Raw genomic sequence first — 17,548 nt, 5'->3', positions numbered from 1 at the left:
TGCATTTCAGACTTTTCCTATTCGGGCGCCCACGAGGGCATGTTGTCATGGCGGGTTTACTTTCAGGACGTACCGATTAGGAATCGCCATGTTCCGCAAGACCTTTCTGCCGCCCGTCGCCAACCTGCTGGCCTTCGAAGCAGTCGCCCGGCGCAACAGCGTGTCGCGCGCGGCGGATGAGCTCCACCTGACGCAAAGCGCGGTATCGCGCCAGATCCACCAGCTTGAAACGCAGTTGGGCGTCACGTTGTTCCATCGCGTGCGTCAACGGGTGGTGTTAAGCGATGCCGGCCGCGCCTATGCCTCGGAAGTGCGCATACTGCTGCACCAATTGTCCGACGCCACGCGGCGCACCATGGCTTGCACCCGGCGTGACCAGCTCAACCTGGCGGTGCTGCCCACGCTGGGCACGCGCTGGCTCATTCCCCGCCTGGGCGATTTCATGGCGCGCAAGCCCGAGGTCACCATCAACTTCACGTCGCGCACCCTGCCCTTCGAGTTTTCGCAAGAGCCGTTTGACGCAGCCATCCACTTTGGCGCGCCCTACTGGGCCGGTGCCGTATGCGAATACCTGATGCCCGAAGAAGTGATCGCCGTGTGCAGCCCCGGCTATCAACGGCGCCATGGCATTCGGCATATCGCGGATCTGGCTCAAGTGGTGTTGCTGCACCAGACCTCACGCCCCGCACAGTGGGCTACGTGGTTCGACCAGCACGGCGCCAGTTCTGCGCGCGCCATGCAAGGCCCGCATTTCGAGCAGGCGGCAATGCTGGCGCAAGCCGCCGCCTCAAGTCTGGGCGCGGCGCTGCTTCCCCGCTTTCTGGTTGAACGCGAGATCGACTCGGGCGAGCTGATCCAACTGTTTCCGCAAGTGCTGAGCAGCACCGACGCCTACTACTTCGTCTATCCCCAAGCGCAGGCGGACACGCCGCTGGTGCGCGAATTCGGGGCATGGATGCTTGAGCAGTGCCGGCCCATGGCCTGAGCACGCCTTGGGGCGGGGTCGTCCTTACCGGGCAATCCAGCGCCTGCTATTCCTACCGCGCCTCGCCCGCCGCGGGCTCTCCGCGCAAGGCTGCATCCAGATATTCACGACGCGCGCGCGGCTCCGGGAAGCGCATGTCCCGGTAGCTGATGAAACGCGAGCCGCGCGCCAAGCGGTAGCCCAGCCAAATCAGCAGGAACAGCGGAATGCCGATATACGTGGCCACCACGCCGCCCCAATCGATGCGGTCTTGCAGAAACGCCTGGTAGTTCTGGCCCAGCGTGATCACCAGGCACAGCACGAAGGCGAAGATCGGGCCGAAGGGAAAGAACGGCGACACATAAGGCAGGTCAGCCAGGCTATGGCCTTGCTTCACATACCCGCGCCGAAATCGATAGTGGCTGATGGCGATGCCCAGCCACGCGATAAAGCCGGTCATGCCAGACGTGTTCAGCAGCCAGATGTACACGGCGTTCGGGCTGAAGATAAAGGTGAAGAAGCACAAGGCTGCCACCACCGTCGTGGCCAGCAGTGCCCACAGCGGCACGCCATGGCGCGAAATACGGCCAAAAATGCGCGGCGCCTTGCCTTCCCGCGCCAGGCTGTACAGCATGCGAGTTGCGGCGTACATGCCCGAATTGCCCGCCGACAACACCGACGTCAGCACCACGGCGTTCATCACGGAGGCCGCCCCCAACAACCCTGCGCGTTCGAAGATCAGCGCAAACGGGCTGACGCTGATGTCTTCAACGTCGTTACGCAGCAGGTGCGGGTCGGTGTACGGGATCAGCAGGCCGATCACCAGAATCGCCATGACGTAAAACAGCAGAATGCGCCAGAACACCTGGCGAACCGCGCGCGGCAGGTTGCGCGCCGGGTCCTTGGATTCGCCTGCGGCGATGCCGATAAGCTCGGTGCCCTGGAAAGAAAACCCCACTACCATCGCCACGCCGATCAAGGCGGCGAACCCGCCGGCGAAGGGCGCATCGCCCACCGTCCAGTTGGCCACGCCGCCGGTTTCGCCGCCCCGGATAATGCCCAACAGCATCATCACGCCCATGGCCACAAAGCCCAGCACGGCCACGACCTTGATCAGCGCAAACCAGAATTCCGCTTCACCGAAGCCGCGCGCCGACATCGCGTTCAGCCCGAAGGTAATCGCCAGGAACAAGGCGCTCCAGTAGAAGCCCGGCACGTCGGGAAACCAATAGGCCATGACGAGCTGCGCGGCCACCAGATCCACCGCCACGGTTACCGCCCAGTTGTACCAATAGTTCCAACCCAGCGCGAAGCCGAAACCGTCTTCGACGTAGCGCGCGCCGTAAGTGGAAAACGAACCCGACACGGGCATGGCGGCAGCCAATTCGCCCAGGCTGGTCATCAGAAAATAGACCATCACGCCGATCAGCACGTAGCCCAGCAACGCGCCGCCGGGGCCCGCGGTGGCGATGGTCGCGCCCGAGGCCACGAACAGCCCCGTGCCAATGGAGCCACCTACCGCGATCATCGTCAGGTGGCGCGCGGACAAGGTGCGCCGCAGCTCCGAAGGCGCACTCGCCTTCGCCGCGCGCGTGCCACCGGAGCGGCGTTCATCATGTTCCGAGGGGGCCAAAATGCATTCCTTCACGTCTTGAAAGCGTCCGCGCATTTACCGCGCGAAAGCCTGGGATTACCGAGCAACGCGCGAGAATAGCGCAAACCCGCCCGCCGCAAAAACGGCGAGGGGTTTGGGGACGGATCAGGCCTACTGGAAGGCCGTTTCCATGAAGGTACGCAGCTTGCGCGAATGCAGGCGCTCAGGCGGCATGTCGCGCAGGCGCTCCAGCGCACGGATGCCAATTTCCAGATGCTGGTTGACCTGCCGTCGATAGAACACGCTGGCCATCCCAGGCAGTTTCAATTCGCCGTGCAGGGGCTTGTCGGATACACATAGCAACGTGCCATAAGGCACCCGAAAGCGAAAACCGTTCGCGGCGATGGTGGCCGATTCCATGTCCAGTGCAATGGCTCTGGACTGCGCAAAGCGCTCGACCAGTTCAACGTGGTCGCGCAGTTCCCAGTTGCGGTTGTCGATGGTGGCCACGGTGCCCGTGCGCATGATGCGTTTCAGGTCCCACCCCGACAGCCCGGCAACCTCTTCCACCGCCTGTTCCAAGGCCACCTGCACCTCGGCCAGGGCGGGCACCGGCACCCAGGTAGGCAGGTCATCGTCCAGGACGTGGTCTTCGCGCACATAGCCGTGCGCCAACACGTAGTCGCCCAGGCGCTGGGAATCACGCAGGCCGGCGCAATGGCCCAGCATCAACCAGGCGTGCGGACGCAGCACGGCAATGTGATCGGTAATGGTCTTGGCGTTGGACGGGCCCACGCCAATATTTACCAGCGTGATGCCGGAGTGGTCACTGCGCACCAGGTGATAGGCGGGCATTTGCGGCAGGCGCACGCCCTGGCCTTCGTCGCCCGGGCCGTTTTCGCCACGCCGCGTAATGCGGTTGCCAGGCTCGACCAGCATTTCGTAGTCTTCGTTGCCGCTGGCCATCAGCGCGCGAGCGCGGGCGCAGAATTCGTCGACATAGAACTGGTAATTGGTGAACAGCACAAAATTCTGAAAGTGCGCCGGCGCGGTGGACGTGTAGTGCTGCAAGCGGTGCAGCGAATAATCGACGCGTTGTGCGGTAAACGGCGCCAGCGGCTTGGGCTCACCCTCTTTGCCGCGCCAGGAACCGTTCACGATGGCGTCATCGGTAACGGCCAGGTCAGGCACGTCGAACAGGTCACGAAGCGGGCGCTTCAGCGCTTCCAGGTGTTCACCTTCGACATAGGCGCCTTCCGGAAAGGCGAAATGCAGCGGGATGGGGGAATCGGATTCGCCCACTTCCACCGCCACGCGGTGGTTCTGCAACAGTTGGCCCACCTGTTCGATCAGGTAGTCACGGAACAATTCGGGTTGGGTGATGGTGGTTTGGTAAACGCCGGGTTCGGCCACATGGCCGTACGACAGCCGCGTGTCGATCGGGTCGTAGGTTTCAACCACGATACGGATTGCCGGGTAATACGCGCGGGCACGCTCGGGGCCGTTGCCGGGGCCTTTGAGCACTTCGCGGAAAGCGGCGCGCAGGAATGCCGTGTTGCGCGCGTAGATTTCGGACAAGCGGTCGACGGCGGCCCGCGCATCCTGGAAGGGTTCGAAGGGCAAGGCGTCGGGCCGGTTCATGGAAGACAAAGGGTGTACTGCGTTCATCATTGAGCTCTACTCCGCTTCTTTTCTGTCTTATCGCTGTCTTATCGGGTATGTCGACGATTATGCCCGAGCCCTTCGCGCCTGAAGTGACACATTCAGCCCTGTGGCGACAAGGCAGGCATCGCGCGCACTGACGAAACGATATATCATTCCGTACTTTATTTTTGCCCCAGACGGATGCGTTTGCAGCTTCCCCCACCCCGCAACACCCCACCGCGATTCACGCGGTGGGTGGTGCTCGGCTGGGTGTGCGCCTGCCTGCTGCTGGCGCCCGTCGGCAACCTTCGCCACGCGCTTACCCACCTGGGCGAGCCGCCCGCCGCAAGCCAACACGACACCCATCCACAAGACAAGCCGGGCCATTGCGACCTGTGCGATCTCTGGGACCTGCTGGATGCGCCGCTGCCGTCGTCGTTTCATTGGAATGCGGTCCGTACCGCCACCTCCACGCCCGCGTTCACAGCGCCGGCCAGTGCCATCGCTATCAGCGGCACCTGGTTCCAATCCCGCGCCCCGCCCGTCCAGGGCTGAAATCCGCAAACCTCCCCTTTTCTGATTTCATCCGCCGGCCCTTGCGCCGGCTCCTGGATTGCCACCATGAGTTTCCCGACCTATTCCGCCGGGGCGCGTGCCGCGCTGCGCGCTGTTGCCATGCGCCCGTTGACGCTTGCCTGCCTGGCCGCGTTGCCCTACGCCCTTCCCGCCGCCGCGCAGGCGCAAACCCCATCCAACGCCGCCCCGCTGGCGCCCGTCGTCATTACCGCCAATCCGCTGGGCAGCGACGCGCTGACCACGCCCGCCAGCGTGCTGGAAGGCCAAGGCCTGGCGTTGCGCCGCGCCTCGAATCTGGGTGAAACGCTGAACGGGTTGCCCGGCGTGTCCACCACCAGTTACGGCCCCATGGTGGGCCGGCCGATCATCCGCGGGCTGGACGGCGACCGGATCCGCCTGTTGAACAACGGCGTCGGCATGCTGGATGCGTCGTCGCTGTCGTTCGACCACGCCGTGCCGCAGGACCCGCTGTCGATGAACCGGGTGGAGGTGCTGCGCGGCCCCGCCGCCCTGCTCTACGGCGGCAACGCCATCGGCGGCGTGGTCAACACCGTGGACAACCGCATCCCCACCGAACCCATCGACGGCATCCACGGCGAGGTGGGCGGCAGCTACGGCGGCGCCAACAACGACCGCAACGGCGCCGTGCAACTGGAAGGCGGCGATGGCACCTTTGCCATCCACGCCGATGTGTTCGGACGCAAGACCGATACGCTGCGCATTCCCGGCTATGCACGCACGGCGCAGCAACGCGCGGCCGACGGGCCCGATGCCGATCAACCCCGCGGCCGCCTGCCCAACAGCGATGGCGAGGCCAGCGGCGGCGCGTTGGGCATGTCCTGGACGAGCGATCACGGTTACGCAGGCTTGTCCTACAGCGGTTACGACGCCAACTATGGGTCTGTCGCCGAAGAGGATGTGCGCATCAAGATGCACCAGGAACGCTTCGGCGCGGCCGGCGAGCTGCGCGACCTTGATGGGCCGTTCAAGAGCATCAAGCTCAACTTCGCCTACACGGACTACCAGCACAAGGAAGTGGAGGACGGCCAAACCGGCACGGTGTTCAAGAACCGGGGCTATGAGGCCCGCGTCGAGGCGCGCCACGCCGACATTGGCCCGTTGCACGGCGTGCTGGGCCTGCAGTTCGGACAAACGCGCTTTTCAGCGCTGGGCGACGAAGCGCTGGTGCCCACGACCGACACCGATTCCGCCGCGCTCTTTGCGCTGGAGGAATGGGACCTGACCGACCGCTTTACGCTGTCAGCCGGGGCTCGTATCGATCACACGCAGTTGACGCCGACGGCGGGCGGCAACGACCGTTTCGACAGATCCTCGCGCCGCGACTTCAACGCGGGCAGCTTTTCGGTGGGCGGCATCTACAAGCTGGACAGCCGCTGGTCGGTCGCCGCCAACGGCGCCTATACCGAGCGCGCGCCCACCTTCTACGAGCTCTACGCCAACGGCCCCCACGCCGCCACGGGCCAATATCTGGTCGGTGACCAGAACCTGGGCAAGGAACGCGCGTGGTCGGGCGACCTGTCGTTACGCTACAAAAATGACACCGACCACGGCAGCATCGGGGTGTTCTACAGCAGCTTCTCCAACTATCTGGCGGAAACAAACACCGGGCGCTATCGCAACGACGACGGCGACGTGGTCGCGGCGGGCGACGACGACGCATTGCCCGAGGCGCGCTACCAAGGCGTGCCCGCCCGCCTGTACGGCCTGGAAGCCGAAAACGTGACGCGGGTCTTGCAGCAAGACGGTCATACGCTGGACCTGGGCTTGTCTGGCGACTACACCCTCTCGCGCAACCGGGATACGGGCCGTTCGCTGCCGCGCATTCCGCCGCTGCGCCTGCGCGTGGCGCTGGACTACGGCTACGGGCCTTACAGCGCGGGAGTTAGCGTATCCAAAGCCTTTGCCCAACACGACCACCCGGCCAACGACACTTCTACCGCCGGGTACTACAGCCTGGACGCCAACGCCGGCTACCGCTTCAAGACCACTGGCGTGCAATGGGAGGCCTACGTGCGCGGCTTGAACCTGACCAATCAGGACATCCGCTACGCCACCTCGGTACTGCGCGACGTGGCGCCGGAAGGCGGACGCGCCGTCATGGTGGGCTTGCGCGGCAGTTTCTGAGGCGCGGCTTGTTGAAGAGTGGCTTTCCTGATACCCCAACTTTTCAAGCCACGAATGCTGCAACCGTTACGTCGTACCCCCTGGCGGAAGTAACGGTTGCACCCAAATTTTGCTGCATTGCACTACAAATGTAATGAAACTTTATTCCACTATAATTCAACAGCTTCCGAGGCCTTTTGCGTCCCGAAGCCACCCCTTTCCGCCGGCTTGCCCCCTCTGGGCGAAGCCATGTCGCCTACTCCGATTTCTGAAGTGACGTAATGACGCCGCCTACGCGAAAAGTCCGAATTGCCAATTTCCGCATTCCCGTTTTTCTGTCAGCCCCCCTTCTTGCTCTGACCCTCTCGTGGATACCAGGCGCCGCTCAGGCCTCCCTGCCCACCGAGCAAGCCCGCCCCACGCTCAGCGGCCTGCGCCTGGCGCAAGAGCCCACCGTACCCACCTTGCGTGAACGTGTCGTGCAAGCGGGTCTGGATGCGATCGGCACCCCGTACAGTTGGGGTGGCGACGACGCCGAAGGTTTCGACTGCAGCGGCTTGGTGCTGTATGTCTACCGCGAGATCGCCGGCCTTGAACTTCCCCGCACCGCCCGCGCCCAGCGCAGCGAAGGGAAGTCCGTGCCCAACAAGCAAGAACTGCGTCCGGGCGACCTGGTCTTCTTCGCCACCCGTGGCCGGGGTGTAACGTCGCATGTAGGCATCTACATCGGCCAGAACAAGTTCGTCCACGCGCCCCGGCGAGGCACCAAGGTGCGCGTCGACGAGATGAAGAACCCCTACTGGACCAAGCGCTACGTAGGCGCGCGGCGCTATCTGGACACCACGCAGGGCCAGATGCTGGCGCAAGCTTCGCGATAAGGCAGTAAGAGCCGGGCCCAGGCGGACCGGCGCAAAAAAAGGCGCCTGCCGGGCGCCTAGCATGTCAGGGGCATCGAAGCCTGCCAGGCAATAGCCGGCAGGCTTCGTGCATTCAGCCCCGGCCCACGAAGGGCATGTTCGTAGCCATGATGGTCATGAACTGCACATTGGCATCCAAGGGCAGGCGCGCCATGGCGGCGACGGCTTGCGCCACATGGGCCACGTCCATGCGCGGCTCGACCTTGGTGCTGCCGTCGGCCTGGAGGATGCCCGCCGCCATGCGCTCGGTCATGTCGGTGGCGGCGTTGCCGATGTCGATCTGCCCGCAGGCAATGCCATAGGGGCGGCAATCCAGCGAGATGGATTTGGTCAAACCAGTCACGGCGTGCTTGGTGGCCGTATAGGCAATGGAGAACGGGCGCGGCGCGTGGGCGGAAATCGACCCGTTATTGATGATGCGGCCGCCCTGCGGGGACTGCGCCTTCATCACGCGGATGGCAGCTTGCGCGCACAGGAACATGCCGGTCAGGTTGGTGTCGACGACTTCGCGCCACACCGACACGGGCAGTTCTTCAATCGGCATGGCGGGCGCGCCACGGCCCGCGTTATTGAACAGCACGTCCAGGCGGCCATATTCACGCTGCGCCGTGTCGAATAGATCACGCACGGCGTGCTCGTCCGAGACATCGGTGGGCACCACCAGGGCGCGCACACCGTCTTCGCCCGCCGCCGTGCGCGTGGCTTCAAGCGGATCGCGCCGACGCCCCGCCAGCACCACCCGATAGCCTTGGGCCAGAAACTCCAGCGCTACCGCACGTCCAATTCCTGTCCCTGCGCCGGTTACCAGGGCTACGCGCGGCGGTTCGATCTCGTTCGTATGCATCGAATTCTCCTTGTTATCAATCGGCGAGATGCTACCGCAATCATTCTTGCGAAGCTGCAAGCAAAGTTTCCAACGCGGACACAATGCGGCGCGACGGCTTGCAAGCAGAAGAAACGCGGGCGGCCGACATCAAGTCGCAAAAGGCGCGCGATCTGTCACAAGTCTTTATATAATTTGCGGAAATTAGCTTATTACCCAAAATTTAATAACGAGCTACGGAGCAGGCAACCATGACCCCACGGTCTTTACGCGCCACGTTGCTGTCAGGTCTGCTATGCGCGACGGTTGCGCATGCGCAGGGCGCGCCTGACGGCAAACAGATCAGCATGCAAGGCGCCAACGGCGCTCCCGCCTGTATCACCTGTCACGGCGCCCGCGGCGAAGGCAACCCCGCCGCGGGCTTTCCACAACTGGCGGGTATCGGCGCCAAGTATCTGGCGGAACAACTGGAAGCCATGGCCAACGGCTCGCGTGTGAGCCCCATCATGGCCGCCACCGCCAAGGCCCTGAATCCCGCGCAGCAAGAGGCCGTGGCCCGGTATTACGCGGGCTTGCCCTCCCCACTCAATACCGACCGCCTGGCCGCGACGGCCATGCACCCCGTCAAGCCGGCCGACACCGGCGCCTGGCTGGCCACACGCGGCGCGTGGGACAAGAACGTGCCCGCCTGTAATCAGTGCCACGGGCCAGGAGGTATCGGCGTGGGTGAAAACTTCCCAAGCCTGGCGGGACAACCCGCCGCGTATATAGCCGGCCAGTTGCGCGCGTGGCAGCAAGGCCAGCGGCCGCCCGGTCCCTTGGCCTTGATGCCCGCCGTGGCCACCCGCCTGAGCGACGCGGAGATCGACGCCGTCTCGGCCTATTACGCCGGCCTGCCCGCCGCCGCGGATCAGCTCGCCACGCAAACGCCCGCCAACCAGGGGAAGACGCAATGAAGCCCTGTTCGATCTCCCGCGCGGTGCGCAGGGCCGGGTTCACCGGCGCGCTGCTCTCCTCGCTTTTCACCCTGTTCTTTGCGTCGTCCACCACGTTCGCGGCCGACGCCCGCCCCGCCTTCACGCCACCTTCCGCGGCCTCCTTGCCGGACACCGACTTCGGCAAGATCGTGCGTCAAGGCGAACAGATCTTTTTGCATACCCCGCAAATGGCGGGCAAGTTCGTGGGCAATAACTTGAATTGCGTCAGTTGCCATCTGGATGCCGGACGCAGGCCCGATTCCGCGCCGATGTGGGCGGCCTACGTGCTCTACCCGGCCTACCGCGCCAAGAACGAACACGTCAACACACTGGCCGAGCGCCTGCAAGGCTGTTTTCGATTCAGCATGAACGGCAAGGCCCCGGCGGCGGATGATCCGGTGCTGACCGCGTTGCAAAGCTATATGTTCTGGCTGGCCAGCAAGGCGCCCACGGGGGTGGTGTTGGAAGGCCAGGGCTACCGCAAACTGCCCGCGCCCGCGCAAAAGGCGGACTACGTGCGCGGCAGCGAGGTCTATGCGCAGTATTGCGCGGTATGCCACGGTGCCCAAGGCCAGGGTCAGAAGAACGGCAAGCACTGGGTGTTTCCGGCGCTATGGGGCGCCGACTCGTTCAATTGGGGCGCCGGCATGCACCAGATCGGCAACGCCGCGGGCTTCATCAAGGCCAACATGCCCTTGGGCCAGGGCGGCATGCTGAGCGATCAGGAAGCCTGGGACGTGGCCTACTTCATGAATGCGCACGAACGCCCGCAAGACCCGCGCTACACCGAATCGGTCGCGGCAACGCGAGCCAAATACCATGACTCGGACGATTCCCTCTACGGGATAGAGGTCAATGGCCATCTGCTGGGCAGCGATGCCCCACCGCCGGGCGGCACGCTGATCCAGGCGAATGCCAAACCGGCGAGTTGAGCCACTTCGGGTTGAGCCGCCTCTAATCGCAGGCCTTGAAAAAACATGTGGCGCGGCATCGGGTTTTCCCCTGCCGCGCCGCGTGATTTGCTAGACTTCCGGTCTTAGCATCACACGCCGGTCATATTCATGCACGCCAATCCCGGAAACGTCTTCATGGTCGTCGCGCCCAGCGGCGCGGGCAAGTCCAGCCTGGTCAAGGCCTTGCTCCAGCAAGATCCTTCCATCGAACTTTCCATTTCCTGCACCACGCGCGCGCCCCGGCCCGGCGAAGAAGATGGCCGTGAATACCGCTTCGTGTCCGCGGAAGACTTCAGGCAGATGCGCGACGGGCAAAATTTGCTGGAATGGGCCGAAGTGCATGGCAATTTCTACGGCACCCCGCGCGACCGCATCGACACCGCCACGCGCGAAGGGCGCGACGTCCTGCTTGAAATCGATTGGCAAGGCGCGCGCCAGGTAAAACAGCGTTTTCCAGGGGCAATCGGCATTTTCGTGCTGCCGCCGTCGATCGATGAACTGGAAAACCGCTTGAAGGCGCGCGGCCAGGATGCACCGCAAGTGATCGCGCGCCGGCTGATGGCCGCGGGCGGCGAAATCGCCCACGCGCCAGAATGCGAATATGTTATTATTAATCAAGAATTTAGCGTAGCCTTGTCGGAACTGATACAAATAGTCAGCGCCGCGCGGCTGCGTTTTTCGTCTCAGGCCGCCCGGCACGCTCAGTTGTTCTCGCAACTTGGCATTCCCGCCGAGCACTGAGCCGACTGCATTCTCTCCAATAATCCATCAGCACCAGGTGTCCTAATGGCTCGCATTACCGTCGAAGACTGTCTGAATCAAATCCCCAACCGTTTCAAGCTCACGCTGGCCGCGACGTATCGCGCCCGCGAGTTGGCGCAAGGCCATGCCCCGCGCCTGGACAGCAAAGACAAGCCCACGGTCACTGCACTGCGCGAAATCGCGGGCGGCCTAACCGGCGTGGAAATGCTGCGTAAAGTTCCCACCTGATACTCTCCGGGGGGCGGCAAGTATGGCTTTTCCCGGGCTGAAGTACGCTTCATCTGGTCTGCTTGCCGCGCTACGTGCCGGCTCCCGTCTTGGGCGCCGCACGGGTAAGAAAAGCAAAAACCTCGCTACGCCACCGTCTGTCGCTGCGCAAGAAGCGGCGGACGCAACCGCTTCGCCGGTTGCTTCGCTGGCGCCGCTGACCGAAATCATCGGCAGCTATCTCGATCCCAAAGATGTAGAACGTGTGCGCGAAGCCTATCGCTTCGCGGATCAGGCGCACCTGGGCCAATTCCGCGCCAGCGGTTCGCCCTATATCTCGCACCCCATCGCCGTCACTGAAATCTGCGCAGGCTGGAAGCTCGACGTCAACGCGCTGTCGGCCGCCCTGCTGCATGATGTGATGGAAGACCAGGGCATCGCCAAGCACGAGCTTGCCGAACGCTTTGGCCCTGAAGTCGCCGAGCTTGTTGATGGCCTGTCCAAACTGGACCGCCTGGACTTCGCCACGAAGGCCGAACAACAAGCCGAAAGTTTCCGCAAGATGCTGCTGGCGATGGCGCGCGACGTGCGCGTCATTCTCATCAAGCTGGCCGACCGCTTGCACAACATGCGCACGCTGGACGCGGTCAACCCCGAGAAGCGCCGGCGCATCGCCCGCGAAACGCTGGACATCTATGCACCCATTGCGCATCGCCTGGGCCTGAACCTGCTGTTTCGGGAACTACAGGACCTGTGCTTCGCGGCCATGTACCCGAACCGCTATCAGGTGCTGTACAAGGCCGTGCTGGCCGCGCGCGGCAATCGCCGCGAAGTCATCACAAAGATTGCGGATTCAGTGCGGGCCTCGCTGCCCGCCGCCGGTATCGAAGCCGAAGTCACGGGCCGCGAGAAAACGCTTTACGGCATCTACCGCAAGATGGTGGACCAGAAAAAGTCGTTTTCCGACGTGCTCGACATCTATGGCTTTCGCGTCATCGTGCACACGCTGCCCGAGTGCTATCTGGCGCTGGGCACGCTGCACCAGCTCTATCGACCCGTACCCGGCAAATTCAAGGACTACATCGCCATCCCGAAGGTGAACGGCTATCAGTCCTTGCACACCACGCTGGTCGGCCCCTACGGCACGCCGGTGGAATTTCAGTTCCGCACGCGCGACATGCATCACGTGGCCGAAGAAGGCGTGGCGTCGCACTGGCTGTACAAGGGCGCCGACCTGACGCTGAACGACCTGCAAAAGCGCACCCATCAATGGCTGCAATCGCTGCTGGATATTCAAAGCCAGACGGGTGATTCCGGCGAATTCCTTGAACACGTCAAGGTCGATCTGTTTCCGGACGCGGTCTACGTGTTCACGCCGCGCGGCAAGATCATTTCACTGCCACGCGGCGCTACGCCCGTGGACTTTGCCTACGCTATCCACACGGACATCGGCAACCAGGCCGTGGCGGCCAAGGTCAACGGCGAATTTGTTCCGCTGCGCACCGAGCTGAACAGCGGCGACACGGTGGAAATCGTCACGTCGCCCGCCTCGCGCCCCAACGCGCAGTGGCTCAATTATGTACGCACCGGCCGCGCGCGCTCTGAAATTCGGCACTACCTGCGCACCGTCAAGTACGAAGAATCGGTGGCGTTCGGTGAACGCTTGTTGAGCCAGGCCTTGCAAGAATTGCATATGCCGATGCCGGCCACCGATGACCCCGCGTGGCAGAAGTTGGCGCGTAGCACCGGCGCCAGTTCGCGCGAGGAAATACTTGCCGATATCGGCCTGGGCAAACGCCTGGCCGCCGTCGTTGCACGCCGGTTTGCGCCGGAACACCAATTGGTCGCCACCACGGCGGCGGCGGTGGACGAGCTGACTTCCGCGCGCAGCGCCCCCATCCTGATCCAAGGCAACGAAGGCCAGGCCGTGCAGTTGGCGCCCTGCTGCGGTCCGCTGCCGGGCGACCCGATTGTGGCGGGCATGCGCATGGGCCATGGGCTGGTGGTACACACCGCCGACTGCCCCGTGGCCATGCGCCAGCGCCTGCGCGAGCCCGAGCGTTGGATCAACGTCGCCTGGGACGCCCACACAGCCAAGCACCTGGCCACGCGCCTGGACATCATCACCCGCAACGAGCGCGGCGTGTTGGGCCGGTTGGCGGCGGAAGTTACCGCGGCCGACGCCAACATCATGCACGTGACGATGCACGACGATGCGGTGTCCACGGTGTCGTTGCACCTGACCATTCAGGTCGACAGCCGCAAGCACCTGGCCCAGGTTATCCGCGCCATTCGACACGTGCCGCAGGTGCAGAAGATTGTCCGGGTGAAAGGCTGACGCCCTTTCTTCACGACCCAGCGCAGGGCACAAAAAAAACCAGCAACATGCTGGTTTTTTTACGCCATGACTGAATCGCGCCTCAGGTCACGTGCTGCAGGAAATCCTTCAAACGCTGGCTGGGCGGGTTGCTCAGTAGTTCAGCTGGCGGGCCATCGTGCGCGATTTTTCCCGCGTCGATGAAGATAAGCCGGCTGCCGACCTTGCGCGCAAATTCCATTTCGTGGGTCACGACCACCATCGTCATGCCCTCCTCCGCCAGGTCCCGCATCACCTTCAGCACTTCGTGACGCAGTTCGGGGTCGAGCGCCGAGGTGGGCTCGTCGAACAGCATCAGTTTGGGCTTGATGGCCAGGGCGCGTGCAATGGCCACGCGCTGTTGCTGACCGCCGGACAGCTCCGCCGGGTAGTGGTGCATGCGCTCAGCAAGGCCTACCTTGTCCAGCAATGCCTCGGCCAGCTCGCGTGCTTCGCCGCGCGGCTGGCCGCGCGTATGCACGGGGCCGAACATGACATTTTCCAGCGCGGTCATCTGTGGGAACAGGTTGAACTGCTGGAACACCATGCCGGCTTCGCGGCGAATCTCGCGAACCTGCGCGGTATCGCCCTTCACGCTCAAGCCATCCACCAGCAGATCACCGCCGTTGATGGTTTCCAGCACATTGATGCATCGCAGGAAGGTGGACTTGCCGGAACCCGACGGGCCCACCACCACCACGACCTCGCCCGCGTCGATGCTCAGCGAAATGCCGTCCAGCACCATGGATTCGCCAAAGTTCTTGGTGACGTTATGGAATTCGACCATGCTCATAATATGCGCATCCTTCTTTCCACCAGGTGCAGGCTCAGCGCCATCAGGCCGGTCAGGATCAGGTAGACGATCGCGACAGCGGACCAGATTTCAACGGCGCGGAAGTTACTGGCCATGATCTCTTGGCCCTGGCGTGTCAGTTCGGCCACGCCGATCACGATGAACAGCGATGAATCCTTCAAGCTGATGATGCACTGGTTGCCCAGCGGGGGAATCATGCGGCGAAACGCCACGGGTCCGATGATATGGAACAAGATCTTGTGGAACGGCAAGCCCATTGCCTGCCCCGCTTCCTTCAGCCCCTTGTGCACGGACAGCAGCGCACCCCGCACGATTTCAGAGATGTAGGCGCCCGAGTTGATGATCAGGGTGACGATGGCCGCCCATTCGGCATCCACCCGGATATCGGCCAGCAGCGGCAAGGCGAAGTAGATGAACATCACCTGCACAACAATCGGCGTGCCGCGAATGACGGCCACATAGACTTGTGCGATCGCCGACAGGACGGGATGCCCATAAGCCCGGGTCACGCCTGACAATGCACCCAACAGAAAACCGCCAACCAAGCCCCAGAACGTGATCTTGATGGTCATCAGCGTACCCTCAAGCAGATTGGGTATCGCGTCTTGAATTACAGCCCAGTCAAATTCCACGGTAGTCCCCCCAAGGCGCCGTCGCGCGCCGCATCATCGCGGCGCCGCCCACGCACTTCGTGGCGGACGGCGCCCAAAGCAATGCTATGCCCAGCGCTTACGGCTTCTTGCCGAACCACTTTTCATAGATGGCGTCGTACTGGCCGTTGGCTTTCAACGTGGCCAAGGCCTTGTTCACCTGCGGGACCAGGTCGCTGCCCTTGGGGAAGGCGATGCCGTAGAAGTCACCGCTCTTGACCGAGCCGATCACCTTCACGCGGCCCTTGCCCGCCGTGTTGGCGTAGTACTGAACATTCGGCGTGTCATGCACGGCGGCGTCCACGCGGCCCGTTGCCAGTTCCAGATAAGCGTTATCGATGTTGGGGAACAGCTTGAGCTTGGCGTCCGGCACCTGGGCTTTCAGGAAGTCCACGGTAGCGGTGCCGGTCTTGACGGCAACGGTCTTGCCGGCGAGGGACTTGGCGTCTTTGATATCGGTGTTCTTGTCGCTGACCAGAATGGCCAGGCCGCTTTCATAGTAGGGATCCGAGAAATCGATGACCTTCTTGCGGTCGTCCCGAATCGTGATGCCCGCGAGCGCGGCGTCGATGTTCTTCGTTTGCAAACCCGGAATGATGCCGTTGAAATCCATCGGCTGAAGCTTGTACTTCAGGTTGAGTTCCTTGGCGATGGCGGCCCAGAGATCCACATCAAAGCCCACATAGGTATTACCCTGCTTGAACTCGAACGGCACGAAAGCGGTATCGGTGGCCACCACCAATTCCTTGCCCTGGGCTTGCGCGCCGGACACGGCGCCGAACATGGCCACGGACAGGCCGACCAAGGCGGCGGCGACTTTACGTTTGATCATGAAACTCTCCTCTTGGGGACCGTCGGCTCCCCGGGTTGTTGTAGGGGCATGATTCCTGGCTGCTCCGGGATCTCCGGCGCTGCTTATCGGCGATCTTAACGCATCCGTCCCCACCCGGCAGAGCTTAGAAAAATTACAATCCGCATGTCACCCCGGAGAATCCCCATGCCATACAAGTATGTACGCATAGCCGGAAACCGGCGCGAAGTTGGCCAGGCGCTGGGCAAGTTGGCACGCCCGATGATGTCGGCGTACCTGAATCAAAGCAGCACTTGGGAAGCCCTGCGGCGCTGGCGTGACCATCCCTATGTGGATGAGCTGGGGCAGCAGGCCCGGGAAGCGTTGCCGCAGATATGGGAAGAGCTTGAAGGGTTGGCCGACGGCCTGCGCATGCCCGTGAAAGACGTGCTGCTTTGGAATTGCCGTGGCGACTTGCTGCACAGCACCACCGATGGCTGCACGTCCGTCGCACTGAAAGGCGCGGACGGCACCCGCTGGATTGGGCATAACGAAGACGGCGACCCGTACTTATATGGGCGCTGCCATCTGGTTGATGTGGCGTTGGAAGACGCACCTGGCTATGTCAGCTTCTATTACCCAGGTTCCTTGCCGGGGCATACCTTCGGCGCCAATCGGGCCGGCCTGGTGCAAACCATCAATAACCTGCGCACCCGATTGCGCCAACCGGGCGTGCCACGCATGTTTCTGGCGCGCGCGGTGCTGGACTGCGCCACGTTGGATGAGGCCATCGCCCTGCTTCAGGATCTGCCGCATTCCGGCGGCTTTCACCATTTGCTGGGCAGCGCAACGGACCCCCGCCTGATCAGTGCCGAGGCGGCGCCGGGGCTGGTGTCCACCATGGATATTGGCACGCGCTATGGTCACGCCAACCATATGGTCCACGCCAAGGCACGCGACCAGCCTCAAGTGATTACGGAATCATCGCGCGACCGGCAAAACCGGATCGAGGGAATTGTGGATGGCTGGTCGCCTGAAACCGGCAGCGCGGACATGCTGGCCGCGCTGCACGACACGCTGGGTGCCCTGCCGATCTTGCGGACCGACGCGGCCGATCCGGATGGTGAAAATACCTTGGCAACCGCGATGTTCGAAATCCGCGACGACGAGGTCACGTTGCGAGTCTATGACCGCAGAAAGATGGCGGACATTGCGCTGGATGTAATGTCGGACCCGGAATAGCCGGATCGTAGGATGGGTGAAGCGCGCACCGTCCTGGAACAGGAAATTGACGCTGAACGCGCGTAACCCATCAAGCGGTGGTTGAGCTGTGGCTGAATTGGCCACGAGCTCTGTGGCTGATTTGGCCACACGCCCACCGTTGCATGATGGGTTGC

The 17,548-nt window shown here is 63.1% G+C and carries 16 protein-coding genes; 10 read left to right on the top strand and 6 right to left on the bottom strand.

Going from position 1 to position 17,548, the window contains the following annotated elements; translation table 11 throughout:
- Nucleotides 1–88: 88 nt before the first annotated feature.
- Nucleotides 89–985, top strand: coding sequence for a LysR family transcriptional regulator (locus ACE04A_RS16395; RefSeq protein WP_279996162.1), 897 nt, complete (start codon nucleotides 89–91; stop codon nucleotides 983–985).
- A 52-nt stretch (nucleotides 986–1,037) separates the two neighbouring features.
- Here ACE04A_RS16395 and ACE04A_RS16390 read toward each other — a convergent pair whose 3' ends face one another.
- Entirely contained in the window at nucleotides 1,038–2,633 is a 1,596-nt protein-coding gene (locus tag ACE04A_RS16390; RefSeq protein ID WP_485820306.1) for an amino acid permease, read from the bottom strand.
- A 96-nt stretch (nucleotides 2,634–2,729) separates the two neighbouring features.
- On the bottom strand, nucleotides 2,730–4,229 hold the full coding sequence (locus ACE04A_RS16385; protein WP_404976294.1) for an AMP nucleosidase: 1,500 nt from the start codon (nucleotides 4,227–4,229) through the stop codon (nucleotides 2,730–2,732).
- 180 nt (nucleotides 4,230–4,409) lie between these two features.
- Here ACE04A_RS16385 and ACE04A_RS16380 point away from each other — a divergent pair, with 180 nt between their 5' ends.
- The 3 genes from ACE04A_RS16380 (at nucleotide 4,410) to ACE04A_RS16370 (ending at nucleotide 7,780) form a co-directional block, all read left to right on the top strand.
- Nucleotides 4,410–4,757: a hypothetical protein gene (locus ACE04A_RS16380; RefSeq protein WP_448718754.1), complete on the top strand. Its 348-nt coding sequence runs from the start codon at nucleotides 4,410–4,412 to the stop codon at nucleotides 4,755–4,757.
- A gap of 66 nt (nucleotides 4,758–4,823) precedes the next feature.
- The gene (locus tag ACE04A_RS16375; RefSeq protein ID WP_485820305.1) at nucleotides 4,824–6,923 is read left to right on the top strand and encodes a TonB-dependent receptor; all 2,100 of its coding nucleotides are present in this window, start codon (nucleotides 4,824–4,826) and stop codon (nucleotides 6,921–6,923) included.
- Between the two features lie 260 nt (nucleotides 6,924–7,183).
- Complete coding sequence (locus tag ACE04A_RS16370) at nucleotides 7,184–7,780, top strand: C40 family peptidase (RefSeq protein WP_259247781.1); 597 nt, start codon at nucleotides 7,184–7,186, stop codon at nucleotides 7,778–7,780.
- A 112-nt stretch (nucleotides 7,781–7,892) separates the two neighbouring features.
- Here the strand turns inward: ACE04A_RS16370 and ACE04A_RS16365 are convergent, their stop codons facing one another.
- Nucleotides 7,893–8,663, bottom strand: a complete 771-nt coding sequence (locus ACE04A_RS16365; protein WP_100855888.1) for an SDR family oxidoreductase — start codon at nucleotides 8,661–8,663, stop codon at nucleotides 7,893–7,895.
- 230 nt (nucleotides 8,664–8,893) lie between these two features.
- Here ACE04A_RS16365 and ACE04A_RS16360 point away from each other — a divergent pair, with 230 nt between their 5' ends.
- The 5 genes from ACE04A_RS16360 to ACE04A_RS16340 all read left to right on the top strand — a co-directional run bounded on the left by ACE04A_RS16360 (nucleotide 8,894) and on the right by ACE04A_RS16340 (nucleotide 13,879).
- On the top strand, nucleotides 8,894–9,598 hold the full coding sequence (locus ACE04A_RS16360; protein ID WP_438859922.1) for a c-type cytochrome: 705 nt from the start codon (nucleotides 8,894–8,896) through the stop codon (nucleotides 9,596–9,598).
- On the top strand, nucleotides 9,595–10,551 hold the full coding sequence (locus ACE04A_RS16355; protein ID WP_438859921.1) for a c-type cytochrome: 957 nt from the start codon (nucleotides 9,595–9,597) through the stop codon (nucleotides 10,549–10,551). The genes ACE04A_RS16360 and ACE04A_RS16355 overlap by 4 nt, the downstream gene beginning before the upstream one ends.
- Before the next feature lie 129 nt (nucleotides 10,552–10,680).
- Nucleotides 10,681–11,313, top strand: coding sequence for a guanylate kinase (gmk, locus tag ACE04A_RS16350; RefSeq protein ID WP_100855891.1), 633 nt, complete (start codon nucleotides 10,681–10,683; stop codon nucleotides 11,311–11,313).
- A gap of 45 nt (nucleotides 11,314–11,358) precedes the next feature.
- Entirely contained in the window at nucleotides 11,359–11,562 is a 204-nt protein-coding gene (gene rpoZ, locus ACE04A_RS16345) for a DNA-directed RNA polymerase subunit omega (RefSeq protein ID WP_006219679.1), read from the top strand.
- Between the two features lie 22 nt (nucleotides 11,563–11,584).
- A complete protein-coding gene (locus tag ACE04A_RS16340) occupies nucleotides 11,585–13,879 on the top strand; it encodes a RelA/SpoT family protein (protein WP_100855892.1) in 2,295 nt (764 codons plus the stop codon).
- Nucleotides 13,880–13,961: 82 nt separating this feature from the next.
- Here ACE04A_RS16340 and glnQ read toward each other — a convergent pair whose 3' ends face one another.
- The 3 genes from glnQ to glnH form a co-directional block, all read right to left on the bottom strand.
- The gene (gene glnQ / locus ACE04A_RS16335) at nucleotides 13,962–14,690 is read right to left on the bottom strand and encodes a glutamine ABC transporter ATP-binding protein GlnQ (RefSeq protein ID WP_259247805.1); all 729 of its coding nucleotides are present in this window, start codon (nucleotides 14,688–14,690) and stop codon (nucleotides 13,962–13,964) included.
- On the bottom strand, nucleotides 14,687–15,343 hold the full coding sequence (glnP, locus tag ACE04A_RS16330) for a glutamine ABC transporter permease GlnP (RefSeq protein ID WP_100855894.1): 657 nt from the start codon (nucleotides 15,341–15,343) through the stop codon (nucleotides 14,687–14,689). Before glnP ends, glnQ begins: the two co-directional genes overlap by 4 nt.
- 97 nt (nucleotides 15,344–15,440) lie before the next feature.
- Nucleotides 15,441–16,193, bottom strand: coding sequence for a glutamine ABC transporter substrate-binding protein GlnH (glnH, locus tag ACE04A_RS16325; RefSeq protein WP_100855895.1), 753 nt, complete (start codon nucleotides 16,191–16,193; stop codon nucleotides 15,441–15,443).
- Between the two features lie 165 nt (nucleotides 16,194–16,358).
- Here glnH and ACE04A_RS16320 point away from each other — a divergent pair, with 165 nt between their 5' ends.
- A complete protein-coding gene (locus ACE04A_RS16320) occupies nucleotides 16,359–17,393 on the top strand; it encodes a C45 family autoproteolytic acyltransferase/hydrolase (RefSeq protein WP_259247825.1) in 1,035 nt (344 codons plus the stop codon).
- Nucleotides 17,394–17,548: the final 155 nt, after the last annotated feature.

It is taken from the genome of Achromobacter colocynthidis, from assembly GCF_057334535.1.
Note: the sequence above shows the minus strand (reverse complement) of the source record. Positions and strands in the feature narration are given on the sequence as shown.

Bases quoted from the DNA above. Each gene is read 5' to 3' on its own strand.
- ACE04A_RS16370 (WP_259247781.1), top strand. From the start codon at position 7,184: ATGACGCCGCCTACGCGAAAAGTCCGAATTGCCAATTTCCGCATTCCC.
- ACE04A_RS16360 (WP_438859922.1), top strand. From the start codon at position 8,894: ATGACCCCACGGTCTTTACGCGCCACGTTGCTGTCAGGTCTGCTATGC.
- ACE04A_RS16385 (WP_404976294.1), bottom strand. From the start codon at position 4,229: ATGATGAACGCAGTACACCCTTTGTCTTCCATGAACCGGCCCGACGCC.
- ACE04A_RS16395 (WP_279996162.1), top strand. From the start codon at position 89: ATGTTCCGCAAGACCTTTCTGCCGCCCGTCGCCAACCTGCTGGCCTTC.
- glnQ (WP_259247805.1), bottom strand. From the start codon at position 14,690: ATGAGCATGGTCGAATTCCATAACGTCACCAAGAACTTTGGCGAATCC.
- gmk (WP_100855891.1), top strand. From the start codon at position 10,681: ATGCACGCCAATCCCGGAAACGTCTTCATGGTCGTCGCGCCCAGCGGC.
- ACE04A_RS16365 (WP_100855888.1), bottom strand. From the start codon at position 8,663: ATGCATACGAACGAGATCGAACCGCCGCGCGTAGCCCTGGTAACCGGC.
- ACE04A_RS16355 (WP_438859921.1), top strand. From the start codon at position 9,595: ATGAAGCCCTGTTCGATCTCCCGCGCGGTGCGCAGGGCCGGGTTCACC.
- ACE04A_RS16390 (WP_485820306.1), bottom strand. From the start codon at position 2,633: ATGCGCGGACGCTTTCAAGACGTGAAGGAATGCATTTTGGCCCCCTCG.
- glnH (WP_100855895.1), bottom strand. From the start codon at position 16,193: ATGATCAAACGTAAAGTCGCCGCCGCCTTGGTCGGCCTGTCCGTGGCC.
- ACE04A_RS16340 (WP_100855892.1), top strand. From the start codon at position 11,585: ATGGCTTTTCCCGGGCTGAAGTACGCTTCATCTGGTCTGCTTGCCGCG.
- rpoZ (WP_006219679.1), top strand. From the start codon at position 11,359: ATGGCTCGCATTACCGTCGAAGACTGTCTGAATCAAATCCCCAACCGT.
- ACE04A_RS16320 (WP_259247825.1), top strand. From the start codon at position 16,359: ATGCCATACAAGTATGTACGCATAGCCGGAAACCGGCGCGAAGTTGGC.
- ACE04A_RS16375 (WP_485820305.1), top strand. From the start codon at position 4,824: ATGAGTTTCCCGACCTATTCCGCCGGGGCGCGTGCCGCGCTGCGCGCT.